Here is a 14,308-nt window from a genome sequence, read left to right as displayed (position 1 = left end):
ATGCGTTCTCCAGTTGAACGTCTCGAATCCTGAATCCTGTTGCGGTAGAACCACTCAGGATCGGTACGCGAGGTCGTCCTCTCACGAAGTGGTGACCAATCATGGCAGTGCTGCCCTGGCTCTCGGGAATCCGCGGACGGATCCTGGCGATCGCGCTCGTTCCGAACGTCTTTCTCCTCATTTCCACCTTCTCGACCATCGGTCATCTCGTGCTGCAGGCGCGACACACTTCGAACTACGCCAGGGTTCAGGAATCCACGGTGACACCGGTCCGAAACCTGGTGCTGGCCGTCGATCAGGAACGGCTGCTATCGATCCAGCAGCTGACCGATGGCACGCTCGCTCCCGGCGCACTCGCCTACGCACGAGGGCGATTCGACACCGCATTGGCCGGGATGGCCACCGTCGAGGCCGCCTATCGGCGAACACACAGCCGACACCTCGATGACGCCGCGCGCACCTTCGACACCCTTCAGGCCGGACTGTCGTTCCTACGCAACACGATCGACACCCATCAGGCCACCGTGCCCGATACCTATGCCTTCTACAGCCGTCTGCTCGACGGAATGGACCAAGGCTCGCAGATGGTACGGGAATACTCTCCGGACCCCGCCTCGACGCTGTCGCTGACCCGCACCCTGAGCCTGCTACGCATGGTGGAATCGATGTCACGCGCCCGGGCCCTCACCGTCGCCGCGGGATCGGTGACCGGACTGGCCCCCACGCTGGTACCGACATACCGCAACCTGGTCGGCTACTACCATGTGCAGGCCACCCAACTGGCCAAGGAGCTGGATCAGCCCTACGCCCGACGACTCGAGGCGATCATCGACTCACCACAGTGGCAGCAGACGACCGCCACGGAACATGCCGTCTTGTCCTGGCCGTCGACGACCGCCACACCGACCGACACCACCGCACTACCTCTGCCTGCGATACCCATCGACCCCTACCAGGACGCCTCCGGACAGATCGACGACGAGCTCGTCGCGCTGTGGGGCGACCAGGACCAGCAGGCCCAGCAGCACACCGCCGCAGTCAGCGCCCGCAGCGAACGCGACGCACTGATAGAAGGGGCCGCGATGACGATGGTCGCGATCCTGGCATGGGTGCTGTCGATGCTGCTGGCGAATCGAGTGATCGTCAGACTCGAGCGGCTACGGGCCGCGACCGCGGCCTTGGCCGGACAGCAGTTGCCCGCGATCCTGGCCGAACTCGCCTCCGGCGCGCGGATCGATTCCGACATCACCAGCGCAGCACTGTATTTCGGCCACGACGAGATCGGGGCGGTGGCCGATGCGTTCAACCGCGCACACACTGCCGCGGTCACCGCGGCCCTCACCGAGGCCCGCACCCGTGAAGGGGTACGCGCGGTGTTCGCGAACATCGCGCATCGGAGCCAGATGCTGGTCCATCAGCAACTCGAAATTCTGGACGAGGCCGAACGGCGGCAGAGCGATCCAGCGGTCATCGACGTGTTGTACCGCCTCGACCACCTCGCCACCCGCGAACGCCGCAACGTCGAGAACCTCGCCGTCCTCGCCGGCGGAGGTACCGGCCGCCAATGGCGCCGCCCCATACCGCTCATCGAACTGATCCGCAGTGCGATCAGCGAAACCCTCCACTACCACCGAGTAGACACCGGACGGATCCCCCACGTACTCATGGACGGCGCCGTGGTTGCCGACCTCGCTCACCTGCTGGCCGAACTGATGGACAATGCCACCGCGTTCTCACCACCGCACACGACCGTGCGGGTCGAAGGCAACCTCAACACAGCGGGCATTCTGGTCCACGTGAGCGACCAGGGCATGAGCATGAGCGCACACGAACTCGACCGAGCCAACACCCTCCTGACCGAACAACCCGACTTCGCGGTGGCCGCACTGTCCCACGACTCACGTCTGGGCCTGTTCGTGATCGCGCAACTATGCGCCCGACACGGAATTTCGGTGCGGTTCACCGAATCCGACTACGGCGGCATCCGCGCCTCGGTCCTGGTGCCGAACAGATTCATCGCCCACGACCACCCTCACACAGACGAATCGCTACAACGCGTGAAGACCTACATCCCCGACGAACCAGCGAACACCGGCGAACGACACCTCACACAGCACCCCCGGGGCTCGCCAACTGCTCCCTGGTAGCAGAAAAGCACCGCCCGATGGGCGACCGGATCACGAAAATCGGAGGTCGCGGCTTCCCTGGCCTCCGGGCTGTTCCACTGTGCTCGCCTGCGACGCGGCCGGTATGCCACCGGGCAGGTCGTTTCCGTCGACGGCGGTGTCACCACCGCCTGATTCCCATCACTGCACCTCACCCCTACCCGACGGTCTCAACGCATTCAACCTCACCGGGTTGAAGTACTCCTTGTGCAGCACGATCTCCTCCCCCTCGAACCGGAATACGCCGACGTAGGAGTTTCGATATTCACCGCCGTTCCGTAGGGGGCATACGCTGTGGTACTCGGCGATGAGCGCGTCCGAGCCTGCGACGTCGTGACACTCGTCGACCGTGAAGTTCATCCGCTCGAACGCCGCCGTGATCGTTCCCCGAAGCTGGTCGAGGATGGCCGATTTCCCTTGCAGCGGAGGGATTTCAGCCCCCGGCAGCGCGAACGGGAAGATCATGACCGCGGTGTCGGCCAGGTACCGGCCGGCTCCCTCGATATCCAATGCGCCGAGCCGGTCGAGATAGCCGGTCACGATCGCGACCCTTCTCCGCAACGAAAGTGGCATCTGCCGCGCCTTTCCACAGTGGTACACGACTGCCCGAGGACGGACCCGGCAGTGCTTCCGCCAAATATAGTTGACTAGGTCGCCTGTTCGGAGTTAACTGTGCGATCGAATCACGAAGAAGTGGAGAGTGCCGTGACTCGGACGCACTTGCCGGTGACCGGCGATCCTCGCCCGGTGCCGGAGCCCGATGACATCAGCCGCTTCTACTGGGACGCGGCCGCCGAGGGCCGGCTGGCCCTGCAGCGTTGCTGTTCGTGCCGGAAGATGCAGTACCCGCCCGAAATCTGCTGCGTGCACTGCCAGGGTGACCGCTTCGACATCGTCGACGTCGCAGGTCGCGGGGTGATCTACTCGTATTGCGTCATGGATCGGCCACTGCACGCCGGGTTCGTCGACGCGCTGCCGTATGTTGTGGTGCTGGTAGAACTCGACGAACAGCCGGGGCTTCGGATTCTGACCGATCTGGTCGAGGTGCCGGAGGGAACGCGGCTTTCCTGCGGACTGCCGGTCGAGGTCGTCTTCGAGGAGCGGGGAGCGATCACGCTGCCGCAGTTCCGATTGACCGGGGCCGCGGCATGAGCACGTTGGCGCGCGAGGTCGCACTGGTGGGCGTCGGCTATTCGGAGCTGAGCCGTACGGGCCACCCCCACCCCAAGGCGTTGGCGTTGGCGGCCGCGAAGGACGCACTGTTCGACGCGGGCGTGGCGGGTGCTGATGTCGACGGCATCTTCGAGTACAAGTTCGGCCCGGAATCCCCTGGCGCCCAAGACATGGCGCGCCTGCTGGGGGTGCCCGATCTCGCCGCGTTCGCCGATATCTTCCCCAGTGGCCCGTCCGGTGTGGCCGGCGCGCTGGCCGGGGTGATGGCCGTGGCCTCGGGCGCCTGCGAGACCGCGCTGGTGTTCCGGTGCCTGACCCGTGCGGCGGGCCACCAGGGCGGGGTAGCCAGCGGGCCCGAATCGGTAGGCGGACGCGATCAGTTCCTCACCCCGTACGGCTATCTCGGCGGGATCCTGACGCTGCTCGGCCTGAAGAAACAGCGGTGGATGGCCGAATACGGGCGCACCGAGCAGGATTTCGGCCGCATCGCGATCAATGCTCGACGATGGGCCGCACTCAACCCGCGGGCAGTGCTGCGCGATGAGCTGACGATGGCGGACTACCTGTCCTCGCGGATGGTCGCCGACCCGCTACGGGTCCTCGACTGTGACTATCCGGTCAATGGTGCGGTGGCCACCGTGATCACCACCGCCGAGCGGGCCGCCGACCTGCGCCAACGCCCGGTCCTGGTCGACGCTATCGCCTACGGCACCGGCGCGGGCGCGGACTGGATGTTCCACTCCGACTTCCTCTACGGCGGGGCGATAGACTGCGCGAACCGGCTGTGGCAGCGGTCCTCGGTCACCATCGCCGATGTCGACGTCGCACAGCTGTACGACGGTTTCACCCCGGTGACCGCCGCCTGGATCGAGGCGCTGGGAGCCTGTGGGACAGGCGAATTCGGTGACTGGGTGGGTGATGGAAGCCGAATCGGCCCGGGCGGCGATTTCCCGCTCAACACCGCCGGTGGACAACTCGCCGAGGGACGATTACACGGGATCGGCTTTCTGAACGAAGCGGTACTTCAGCTGCGGAATCAATGTGCGAATCGCCAGGTGCCCGACGCTCGGGTAGCGCTGGTCGGCAGTGGTGTGTATCCACAGTGCGCGGCGATGGTGCTGACATCGTGATGACGAAACCGACCGGCGAGCAAGCGAACAGCATCGCAGTGATCCCACCCAGCGACGACAGCCACTGGCGAGCCTTGCCACGACGTAATACCCAGAAGGTTTCGCACCTGTTGGCGGCTGACTTGCGCCGGGAGATCCTGAGCGGGCAACTGGCCGCCGACCAGCAATTGCCCCCAGAAGCCGAACTCACCGCGAGACTGCGGATCTCGCGCGAGACCCTGCGAGAGGCGCTGAGGATTCTCGAATCTCAGCAACTCATCGAGGTCCGGCGTGGCCGGGGCGGCGGCGCGGTGGTGCGACGGCCCGGTCTGGAAGGGGTGGGGCGATATGTCGCCCTGCTGCTGCAGCTGCGCAAGACGACATTGACCCATCTGGAAGAGGCCCGATCGGTGATCGAACCGCCCGTCGCGGAACAGGTCGCCCTCCGGGCGACCGACGGCGATCTCGACCGTCTCATCGGCCTGCACGATGCCGAGCGTGCCGCCGAAGACGATCCGCTGGCTTTCGTCGGTGCGGTATCGAGGTTCGACCAGGCTGTCACCGAACTGTCGGGCAACCGGACCATCGGGGTGATCGCCGGGGTGTTCCGCGACATCTACGCCGGGCAGGTCTACTCGGCGATCGGTAGCGACGATGCGGCGGCGGGGAAGCGAATCGCCAGGCGAGTCGTCGTCGGTCACAGCGCGTTCCTCGATGCCGCCCGCAGGCGGGAGGCATCGTTGGCCGGAAATGTCTGGAGCGATTACCTCTACACCACGAGTCGAATCCTGTTCAGCCGCAACGTCAGTCGGCAGCCGATGGATATCGCTCCGCTGTGGCGTGCCCAGGCCGGACGCTCCGATGCCCAGTTCGCGCCGCGCCGCGCCACGGTGGTGGCCACCGAAATCCGCACACGTATCGCCGAAGGCGCGCTCGGCGAGGGCGACCGGTTGCCCGCACTGGCCGATCTGGCCGATGAGTTCGCCGTATCCAGGCCGACTCTGCGAGAGGCGCTGCGAATCCTGGAGATGGAATACCTGCTCGACCTGCGAACCGGCGACCGGGGCGGTGCCACGATTCGCTGGCCCTCGACGCGAGTTGCCGCGCAACTGTCGGGCATCGTGCTGGAGGCGCGTGGGACCACGCTTGCGGACTTCTCCCGGGCCTTGCGACTGATCGAACCACCGATCATGGGTCTGGTCGCGTTGCGCAGAACCCCCGAGCAACTCGCGACATTGGCCATCGTGGCCGAGGAGATGGCCGCCGCCGTCGATGACACCTCGCGCTTCGTCAAGGTCTGGCACGACGGTGAGAGGACCGTGTTCTCGGCACTCGAGAACCCGGCACTCACCGTGATCGCCGAGATCCTGCACTGGGTTCGCGCTGGGGTCGACCCAGCGGTCACCGCCGACGCCAAGAGCGTGCCATGGGTGGCCACGACCAACCGGAGGGCTCAGGCCGGCTTCGCCGACTTCGTCGCGGCGGCGACCGACCACGACGCGGCCCGCGCCAGCCGTGTGTGGGCCGAATGCTTCACCGCTCTCGCGCCGTGGATCGAGGATTCCGAGCTGGGGCACCGGCTCGTCCTGGATTTGATCGGTTGATATTGCGGCGCTTGGCAATTGATGGAAACGAGGAGGACGACGGATGCACGTCGATGATCTCATTCTGGTGAGCGTGGACGACCACGTCATCGAACCGGCGCACATGTTCCAGGGCCGGGTTCCGGCGAAGCACCAGGACAGCGCCCCACGGTTCGTTCGTCGCGACGACGGGACCATGGCCTGGCTCTACGACGGGAAGACGATCCTCAACACCGCTCTCAACGCGGTCGCCGGACGCCCACCCTCGGAGTTCGGCAGGGAACCCACTTGCATCGAGGAGATCCGGACCGGCTGCTACGACATTCACGACCGGATCAAGGATATGAACGCCAACGGGGTGCTCGGGTCGATGTGCTTCCCCTCCTTCCCCCGTTTCTGCGGGCAACTGTTCGCCGAGACCGCCGACAAGGACCAGGCCGCCGCCATGGTCCGCGCCTACAACGACTGGCATATCGAGGAGTGGGCGGGAACGTATCCCGGCCGCATCATCCCCCTGGCGCTGCCGATGATGTGGGATCCGGAGGCCGCCGCCGCCGAAGTGCGCCGGATGGCCGAAAAGGGTTGTCACGCAGTGACGTTCTCCTCCAGTCCCTACGATCTCGACCTGCCCAGCCTGTACTCGGACCACTGGGACCCGTTCTGGGCCGCTTGCGCCGAGGAGGGCACCGTCGTGTGCATGCATCTCGGCTCGAATTCCAAGCCGCCCATCACTTCCCCCGACGCACCGATCGAACTCGTCTACACCCTCTCGCCGGTGGGCTTGTTCTCCGCCGCCGCAGACCTGCTCTGGAGCCAGGTGTTCCGCAAGTTCCCCGCACTGCGGGTGGCTCTGTCCGAGGGCGGCATCGGATGGCTGCCGTACTTCCTGGAACGGATCGACTACATCTACGGGCACACCCAGCACTGGAGCGGGACGGATCTCGGCGGCCGACTGCCCTCGGAGATCTTTTCCGAACACGTGATCCTGTGCTTCATCGATGACCTGGTCGGCATCGAGAACCGCCACCACCTCAATATCGACAACGTCACCTGGGAGTGCGACTACCCGCATTCCGACTCCACCTGGCCGCTCGCGCCGGAGAAACTGATGCCCTCGCTGGCCGGTGTGCCCGACGACGAGATCGACAAGATCACCCACTCGAATGCCATGCGGCACTTCCAGTACGACCCGTTCCGTCATATTCCGCGCGATCAGGCGACGGTCGCCGGGCTACGCGCGCAGGCGGCGGGATGGGATATCAGCGTGAAGTCGGTCAAACACATACGTCCGGCCACGGCCGGTGCGACCGGAGGATTCTGATGAAACTGCGCGATAAAGTCGTCGTCGTCACCGGCTCGGGTGGCGGTATCGGCGCGGCCTGCGCCCGGCGTTTCGCCGCCGAGGGAGCGAAAGTCGTTGTCACGGATCAAAATTCCGATGGTGTAGAGCAGGTCTCCCGGTCCATCGACAGCGTCGGGCTCCCTGGTGATATCACATCCGAGGACACTGTCCGCGCGGTCGCCTGGCCCGCCGCACCTATGGCGAGATCGATGTCTGGTTCAGCAACGCGGGTTACACCGGCCCGCACCAGGGCGGTGAGATCAGCGATGACGGTTTGTGGGACCTGAGCTGGCGACTGCATGTCATGTCGCATGTGTATGCGGTGCGTGAGGTGCTGCCCGCGATGCTCGAGCGCGGTGACGGCTATCTGATCCAGACGGCATCCGTCGTGGCGCTGGCCATGCATCCGGACAAGGCCGCCTACACCGTCACCAAACATGCCGCACTGGCCTTCTCGGAGTGGCTCGCCGCGATGCAGCGGCCCAAGGGAATCAAAGTGTCATGCTTCTGTCCGGGGCCGATGCTCACACCCATGCTGCTGTCGGAAGGGTTCGCGCCCGATCACCCGATCCTGCACAGTGCGGCAACCCCGGAACAGGTCGCCGATCGGCTCGTCGGCGCCATCGATGCTGAGCGGTTCCTGATCGTGGATTCCTCGGTGGGTACCGATTCGCTGAGCACCAAGGCCGCCGACTACGAACAGTGGATCGAGGGCATGAGTTCCGCCATAAATAGCTGACTCAGTCTTGTGGATTTAATTTCGGCGCCGGTCGACGAGCTCGCCCGGCACAGCAATCGAGGGAGAGACGAATGGCGGATCAGAATGGTGACGCCTACGGGGGAACAGTATTCAGCGGGACGGGCGACACGCTGACCCGCAACCCGCAACAGGCATACGCGGGCATGCGCGCCGTCGCTCCGGCGATGCGGATCGAGGGGGCGGGCGTACTGGTCGCCACCCGCGCGGCGATGACCGAGGTGTTCGCCAACCCGGCGATCTACTCCTCCCGCCTGACCACCGGACATCTCGGCAACGAGCGGCCGCTCATCCCCATCGAGTTGGACCCGCCGGAGCAGCGCAAATTCCGCAAGATCCTCGACCCCCTGTTCACGCCGAAACATCTGGAATATCTCGAGGAACCGATCGAACGGCTTGTCGACGACCTGATCGACGGATTCATCGATGAACCGAAAATCGACTTCACCCAACGCTTCTCGGTCCCGTTTCCCTCGCAGGTATTCCTCACCATGTTCGGTCTGCCGATAGCGGACCTACCGAAATTCCTGGCGATGAAGGACGGGATCATCCGTCCCTTCCATGTGCTGGGCACGACGCTCGGCGATCCTCGCAACGAGGAGCTGAAGAGGACGACCGCGGCATCGATTTACGACTACTTCAACGAAGTACTCGACCAGCGCGAGGCCGAACCCCGCGACGACCTGCTCAGTCACATCCTCGACGCGGAGGTCGACGGCGACCGGCTGAGCCGCGAAGACATCCTCGACGTCTGCTTCCTGTTGCTGATCGCCGGTCTGGACACGGTGTCGGCGTCCCTGGACTGCTTCATGCACTATCTCGCCGAAAACCCCGACGCTCGGGCCCAGCTGGTCGCCGACCCGGATATCAGTCCCGCCGTGGTCGAGGAGCTGCTGCGCTGGGAGTCGCCGGTGATGATGGTCTCGCGTATCGCGACCCAGGACACCGAGCTCGGTGGCTGCCCGATCCACGCCGGGGACAAGGTGTTCCCGTTCATCGGTTCGGCGAACACCGACGAAGCCGACTTCGCCGAGGCGGATACAGTCCGCTGGGGACGAAAAGCCAACCGCCACTACGCCTTCGGCGCGGGGATCCATCGCTGCCTGGGTTCCAACCTGGCTCGCCTCGAACTGCGCGTCGCACTTCGCGTCTGGCACAACCGGATTCCGCACTACCGGGTCGAGCCCGGCACCGACCTCGTCTACACCGTCGGCGTGCGTTCGGTGGATTCGTTCCCGATGCTGCTCGGGCAATCGCTGTAACCGTCGCCGAGAACAGGACGAATAGATATGACCGACAAGTTCATCCAGATCGTCTACTCGAATCCCATGGAAGGCAGGGAAGACGAGTTCAACGAGTGGTACGACACCGTGCACGTCCCGCAACTGCTCGCGGTTCCCGGAATGCTGTCCGCCCAGCGGTACACCTTGCGGGATTCCGAAATCTACCGAGCGCCCGGCGGAAGAGCGCCCGAGCACCGGTACACCATCATCTACGAGATGGCGGGCGAGCCCGAGGCGATCATGGGGGAAATCCGGAAACGGGTGGCCTCGGGGCAGATTCAGATGCACGACAGCCTCGATATGAGCAGCTGGCGGCTGGCGTTCTGGACTCCGCGCGGACCGAAGGCCGAGGCCGAATGACCGACGCACCGATCGATATCGAGAAGCTGGGCAGCTGGCTCGACCAGCGGGACGCTCCCGGACACGGTGAGCTTCCCACCGTGGAAACCCTCTCCGGCGGATCGCAGAACACGCTGCTGCGCATCACCCGCGGCGACACCCGCATGGTGCTGCGCATACCCGGACCCCGCGCCACCCAGAAGCGACTGGACGAGCTACTGCGCGAGATCCGCCTGGTGCGTGCGCTCGCTGGCACCGACGTGCCACACGCCGGACTCATCGCCGCGGACGAAACCGGCGAGTTGCTGGGCAAACCGTTCTACCTCATGGACGAGATCGATGGCTGGAGTCCGATGGACAACGGCTGGCAAGCGCCCTTCGACACCGACCTGGAGGCCCGTCGCGGCCTGGCCTTCGCCCTCATCGAGGGGGCGGCGAAACTGGGCCGGGTGGACTGGCGCGCACAGGGGCTCGAAGGGTTCGGACGGCCCGAGGGCTTCCACGAACGCCAGCCCGATCGCTGGCTGTCGTTCCTGCGGTCATTCGAAGTCCGCGAACTGCCCGGGGTGGAAGAGGCCGCACAGTGGTTGCGCGCCAATGCACCGCGCCATTTCACGCCCGGCATCATGCACGGCGACTACCAGTACGCCAACGTCATGTATGCCCACGGCGCGCCTGCCCGGCTGGCCGCGCTGGTCGACTGGGAGATGACCACCATCGGCGATCCGCTGCTGGACCTGGCCTGGGCCCTGCTGGGTTACGACGGTGAACAACCTCGCCGAGACTTCTATCTGGATGTCGCCGGAATGCCCACGCGCAGCGAGCTTCTCGAACACTACGAAACGCTCAGCGAGCTACCGACCGACAACATCGACTACTACCTGGTGCTCGCCAACTTCAAAATCGGCATCGTACTGGAACGCACCTACGCGCTCGCGGCGCAGAGCGGCAAAGCCGATCCGAAGGTCCTCGAGGCATTCGGCCCGATGGCCCTGCGGTCGATCGCCACCGCCGCCGAACTGGCCCGATCTTTGCCCACGAAGGCTCGCTGACGGCACGCGCCACTCGACCTACCCACCCGAACGACAGACCCCCGCGCTGCGCACTCGCCGGCGTGAACCCAGAAGCGGAGATACCCGTGCCCGATCTCGATCCGAGCGTTCCGTCCGAAGGACTCGCCGCACAGCTGGATATGACCGGCAAGGTCGCGGTCGTCACCGGCGGCAGCCGTGGCATCGGCCGCGCCGTCGCGACCGAATTCGCCAGGGCCGGAGCCGATGTCGTCATCGCCAGCCGCAAGCTCGACAACTGCGAAGCGGCGGCGAGCGAAATCGAGGCCGCCACCGGCCGCCGCGCGCTGCCGGTCGGCTGCCACGTCGGCCGGTGGGAGTCCGCCCAGGTCCTGTTCGACACTGTGTACGACACCTTCGGGCGCTGCGACGTGCTGGTCAACAACGCCGGAATGTCGCCCGTCTACGACGATCTGTCCTCGGTCACCGAGGAGCTCTACGACAAGGTCCACGCCGTCAACGCGCGTGGCCCGTTCCGCCTGTCGGCCCTGTTCGGCGCGCGGATGGCCCAGGGCGACGGCGGCTCGATCATCAACGTGACCACGGCCGGCACCCTGCGCCCCGGCGTGGAGGATCTCCCGTACGCGATGGCCAAGGCCGGGCTCAACGCGCTCACCCTGGCCCTGGCCGGAGCGTGGGCGCCCAAGGTCCGCGCCAACCTCGTGCTCCCCGGAGCCTTCGACACCGACATCTCGAAGGCTTGGGGCGCCGAGGCGCAGGCCCGGGCCGCCGCGATGAACCCCATGAAACGTATCGGAATTCCGCAGGACATCGCCGGGCTGTGCGTATTCCTGGCCAGTCCGGCCGCGGGTTACATCAACGGCGCTCAGGTACTGGTCGACGGCGGCCTGTTCCGGAGTCTCTGACCTATCGACCTCGATCAACCACAACAGCATGCACGCCCGAGGAGGAACTGTGGCAGGACGGATGCAGGGAAAGGTCTCGTTCATCACCGGCGCGGGCCGAGGACAGGGGCGAGCCCACGCGGTGCTGCAGGCCCGAGAGGGCGCGGACATCATCGCCATCGACATCTGCCAGAACATCGATTCCAATCCCTATCCGATGGCGGGCTGGGACGACCTGACCGAGACCAGAAAACTCGTCGAGAAGGAAGGCCGGCGCTGCGTCGTGGCCAAGGCCGACGTGCGCAACCGGGAGCAGCTCGCCGACGCCCTGAACAACGGGATCGCCGAACTGGGCCCGCTGACGAACGTGATGGCCAACGCGGGGATCCTGCCGTTGGCCATGGGCGACCCCCAGCCCATGGACTTCCACGACGCCGTCGACGTCGACCTCATCGGCGTGATGAACACGGTCGCGGTGGCGGTCCCGCATCTGCTCTCGGCAGGCAACGGCGGGTCGATCGTGATCACCGGATCCACCGCTGCGTTGATTCCCAACACCACGTCCTCGACCGACCCCCGCATGATCATGGGGCCCGGCGGCGCGGGTTACAGCTGGTCGAAACAGACACTGGTCGGCTACACGAGGGAGATGGCGCAGCACCTCGCGTCCGCCGGGATCCGGGTCAACATCGTGCATCCGACGAACTGCAACACCCACCTGATGAACGCCCAGGGCATCTACCAGGTCTTCCGTCCCGACCTCGACGGAGAAGTCACCAAGGACGACTTCCGCCCCGCCTCCGAGGCATACCACGCCCTGCCCGCGCCCTGGCTCGAACCCGAGGACGTCGCCGAACTCGTGCTCTTCCTCGCCTCCGACGCGTCCAAACATATGACCGGCACCAGCATCCCGATCGACCTCGGCTGCATGGTGAAATGGCCCCACGGTCCCGGGCAGTGAAAAGACCCTCGCCCTGTGCGCGGCCCCGCTGCCTCTCGTGCGCGACCGTACCGGCGGCTATAACCGCGTTCCTTGAAGGTCATCGGTGGCGTCCGGGCCCGCCCCGGGCGCCCCACGCGATCGCGGCTGGGCTCCTGTTGGAGTTGGTGGTGGACGCACCCGTCAACCCGGCGATCGACCTGTGCGCTACAGGATCGCGTCCTGCCGAGAAGTCGACTCGTCGGAGCAGCAGCTATCTGAGGCCACGCACAACCCCAACAGTTCCGAGCCATGGCAACCGGCCCATCCAGCGCACAGCCGCCGAACGCCGCTGTCGAAATCGGCCTGATGGCACTGGAACAACCGGGGCGGCTGGAAAGCCATGTCCAGGTCATACAAGCGCAGCTTCTCGTATTCCTCGGCATCCCAGACCCCGCTGGGAGCATCACGCCGGTACGGGCACGAACTGCAGGGTCGCGGCGCCGGTGGCCCGATCTCCTCGACATGTTCGACCGCACCGTCGGCAGCGAGCTCGAACTCGGGAATCTCGGACACAACCAATGACCATCCACCCGGAGACCCCACGGCCACCCGCCCGGCGGAATCATGTCCGCCACACCGGAACCAACCTGACCATCCACCCGGTATTCACGCTGACCGTTGACACAAGACCTCGCAACCGATGTGGCCGTCGAGATTTCCTGAGCCACCGACACACCTCGACGAGATCGCTTGCGGTGAAAAGCTATCCCCTGCTGTCTGCGACTGGTGACACAAACCTTACCGGCACCTCGAGATGGTCGAAGTTGGGGGGCGAAGCGCGCATGGCATCGGTACGGCCGATTGGACTTTGCCCACCCCGACCGTCGTCATCAAAGGAAGTGGACCACGACGATCGCGAGCCCCGCAACTATCGCCGCCGCGCCAATTACAGCCCAGATGATCAGGGGCAGCTGCGCGAAGGGCGAAAGAGGTTCATCGAACCGGGTGCGATTGACTTTTTTCGGATCGTACTTCAGTCGAATGACCTGTCCGACGAAGTACGGGCCGTCTTCCTCGGGCACGCCGAAATACTGGACGACCTCACGGCCATCCAGTGTGTGAAACAAGACTTTCAGATCGACGGTCGCGACGAAGGCTGTGTCTCGGTCGACCCGTAGCACCTCCCCGGGAACCGCCACGCCATGTCGATCCAATCGCGATACCTCGGCCCAACTGTGAACGGCCAACCCGACGAAAAAGACACCCACTGCAATCAGTGCGAACCCGTACACGATCCTCCCTCCATGAGCGACTGAGCGGGGCGCCTGAGAGGGCGATCTGCCGTCGGACGTTGAACGGTGCCGACCATCATCTCTATCGGACCTCTATGAACTTACGTGTTCGAAACCCCTGGGAGTGGAAGACATTACAGCCATTCTGACGCGTGCGTTGGACCTAGCGCTCGATGCATCGACCACTCGAGCCCAAGATCGTTTTCCGACACCCGACCGGTCACCGAGGATTCCCTGGTCGCCCTCGCCGGACCACTGTCAGAAAAACGTGTCGAAAAGCGCTGCTGTTCAACAAGTCCTCTCCACGCCGGTGGCCGATCTCGCGGTGGCTGCCCTCGCGCTTTGTCCAACTGCGCCCTGCCCGGTCTCGTTGCTTCTGCCTGGTGAAACGCTGAGATCAACTGTCGCGCAGACTTAGTACTCCAGCC

The 14,308-nt window shown here is 65.2% G+C and carries 15 protein-coding genes; 12 read left to right on the top strand and 3 right to left on the bottom strand.

The window, feature by feature from the left end; translation table 11 throughout:
* The first annotated feature begins 101 nt into the window (after positions 1–101).
* Positions 102–2,147: a sensor histidine kinase gene (locus tag NV1_RS39770; protein WP_067904183.1), complete on the top strand. Its 2,046-nt coding sequence runs from the start codon at positions 102–104 to the stop codon at positions 2,145–2,147.
* Positions 2,148–2,306: 159 nt separating this feature from the next.
* Here the strand turns inward: NV1_RS39770 and NV1_RS39765 are convergent, their stop codons facing one another.
* Positions 2,307–2,738 (bottom strand): nuclear transport factor 2 family protein, encoded by a 432-nt coding sequence (locus NV1_RS39765; protein ID WP_084526604.1) that lies wholly within the window; start codon positions 2,736–2,738, stop codon positions 2,307–2,309.
* Between the two features lie 132 nt (positions 2,739–2,870).
* Here NV1_RS39765 and NV1_RS39760 point away from each other — a divergent pair, with 132 nt between their 5' ends.
* From NV1_RS39760 to NV1_RS39715, 11 genes are all read left to right on the top strand, one after another.
* Positions 2,871–3,317: a Zn-ribbon domain-containing OB-fold protein gene (locus NV1_RS39760; protein ID WP_218027359.1), complete on the top strand. Its 447-nt coding sequence runs from the start codon at positions 2,871–2,873 to the stop codon at positions 3,315–3,317.
* Positions 3,314–4,468 (top strand): thiolase C-terminal domain-containing protein, encoded by a 1,155-nt coding sequence (locus NV1_RS39755; protein ID WP_067904178.1) that lies wholly within the window; start codon positions 3,314–3,316, stop codon positions 4,466–4,468. Before NV1_RS39760 ends, NV1_RS39755 begins: the two co-directional genes overlap by 4 nt.
* A complete protein-coding gene (locus NV1_RS39750; protein ID WP_067904241.1) occupies positions 4,468–6,051 on the top strand; it encodes a FadR/GntR family transcriptional regulator in 1,584 nt (527 codons plus the stop codon). Before NV1_RS39755 ends, NV1_RS39750 begins: the two co-directional genes overlap by 1 nt.
* A gap of 43 nt (positions 6,052–6,094) precedes the next feature.
* Entirely contained in the window at positions 6,095–7,351 is a 1,257-nt protein-coding gene (locus NV1_RS39745; protein ID WP_067904175.1) for an amidohydrolase family protein, read from the top strand.
* Positions 7,282–7,659, top strand: a complete 378-nt coding sequence (locus NV1_RS46535) for an SDR family NAD(P)-dependent oxidoreductase (RefSeq protein WP_307631325.1) — start codon at positions 7,282–7,284, stop codon at positions 7,657–7,659. Before NV1_RS39745 ends, NV1_RS46535 begins: the two co-directional genes overlap by 70 nt.
* Entirely contained in the window at positions 7,554–8,111 is a 558-nt protein-coding gene (locus tag NV1_RS39740; RefSeq protein ID WP_307631341.1) for an SDR family NAD(P)-dependent oxidoreductase, read from the top strand. The genes NV1_RS46535 and NV1_RS39740 overlap by 106 nt, the downstream gene beginning before the upstream one ends.
* Before the next feature lie 71 nt (positions 8,112–8,182).
* On the top strand, positions 8,183–9,391 hold the full coding sequence (locus NV1_RS39735) for a cytochrome P450 (RefSeq protein WP_084526602.1): 1,209 nt from the start codon (positions 8,183–8,185) through the stop codon (positions 9,389–9,391).
* A 27-nt stretch (positions 9,392–9,418) separates the two neighbouring features.
* Entirely contained in the window at positions 9,419–9,772 is a 354-nt protein-coding gene (locus tag NV1_RS39730; RefSeq protein WP_067904172.1) for a DUF4286 family protein, read from the top strand.
* Complete coding sequence (locus NV1_RS39725; RefSeq protein ID WP_067904169.1) at positions 9,769–10,803, top strand: phosphotransferase family protein; 1,035 nt, start codon at positions 9,769–9,771, stop codon at positions 10,801–10,803. Before NV1_RS39730 ends, NV1_RS39725 begins: the two co-directional genes overlap by 4 nt.
* 140 nt (positions 10,804–10,943) lie before the next feature.
* Positions 10,944–11,687: an SDR family NAD(P)-dependent oxidoreductase gene (locus NV1_RS39720; protein WP_067904236.1), complete on the top strand. Its 744-nt coding sequence runs from the start codon at positions 10,944–10,946 to the stop codon at positions 11,685–11,687.
* 49 nt (positions 11,688–11,736) lie between these two features.
* Positions 11,737–12,627: a mycofactocin-coupled SDR family oxidoreductase gene (locus NV1_RS39715; RefSeq protein WP_067904166.1), complete on the top strand. Its 891-nt coding sequence runs from the start codon at positions 11,737–11,739 to the stop codon at positions 12,625–12,627.
* Positions 12,628–12,813: 186 nt separating this feature from the next.
* Here NV1_RS39715 and NV1_RS46210 read toward each other — a convergent pair whose 3' ends face one another.
* The gene (locus NV1_RS46210) at positions 12,814–13,161 is read right to left on the bottom strand and encodes a DUF6283 family protein (protein WP_067904162.1); all 348 of its coding nucleotides are present in this window, start codon (positions 13,159–13,161) and stop codon (positions 12,814–12,816) included.
* A 317-nt stretch (positions 13,162–13,478) separates the two neighbouring features.
* Entirely contained in the window at positions 13,479–13,880 is a 402-nt protein-coding gene (locus tag NV1_RS39705; protein WP_067904158.1) for a DUF3592 domain-containing protein, read from the bottom strand.
* Between the last annotated feature and the right edge of the window lie 428 nt (positions 13,881–14,308).

Source organism: Nocardia vaccinii NBRC 15922, from assembly GCF_001613305.1.
Lineage (GTDB): Bacteria > Actinomycetota > Actinomycetes > Mycobacteriales > Mycobacteriaceae > Nocardia > Nocardia vaccinii.
Note: the sequence above shows the minus strand (reverse complement) of the source record. Positions and strands in the feature narration are given on the sequence as shown.

Excerpts from the sequence above, each read along its gene's own strand:
- NV1_RS39720 (WP_067904236.1), top strand. The coding sequence starts at position 10,944 with ATGACCGGCAAGGTCGCGGTCGTCACCGGCGGCAGCCGTGGCATCGGC.
- NV1_RS39730 (WP_067904172.1), top strand. The coding sequence starts at position 9,419 with ATGACCGACAAGTTCATCCAGATCGTCTACTCGAATCCCATGGAAGGC.
- NV1_RS39750 (WP_067904241.1), top strand. The coding sequence starts at position 4,468 with ATGACGAAACCGACCGGCGAGCAAGCGAACAGCATCGCAGTGATCCCA.
- NV1_RS39725 (WP_067904169.1), top strand. The coding sequence starts at position 9,769 with ATGACCGACGCACCGATCGATATCGAGAAGCTGGGCAGCTGGCTCGAC.
- NV1_RS39745 (WP_067904175.1), top strand. The coding sequence starts at position 6,095 with ATGCACGTCGATGATCTCATTCTGGTGAGCGTGGACGACCACGTCATC.
- NV1_RS39765 (WP_084526604.1), bottom strand. The coding sequence starts at position 2,738 with ATGCCACTTTCGTTGCGGAGAAGGGTCGCGATCGTGACCGGCTATCTC.
- NV1_RS39755 (WP_067904178.1), top strand. The coding sequence starts at position 3,314 with ATGAGCACGTTGGCGCGCGAGGTCGCACTGGTGGGCGTCGGCTATTCG.
- NV1_RS46535 (WP_307631325.1), top strand. The coding sequence starts at position 7,282 with ATGGGATATCAGCGTGAAGTCGGTCAAACACATACGTCCGGCCACGGC.
- NV1_RS39735 (WP_084526602.1), top strand. The coding sequence starts at position 8,183 with ATGGCGGATCAGAATGGTGACGCCTACGGGGGAACAGTATTCAGCGGG.
- NV1_RS39770 (WP_067904183.1), top strand. The coding sequence starts at position 102 with ATGGCAGTGCTGCCCTGGCTCTCGGGAATCCGCGGACGGATCCTGGCG.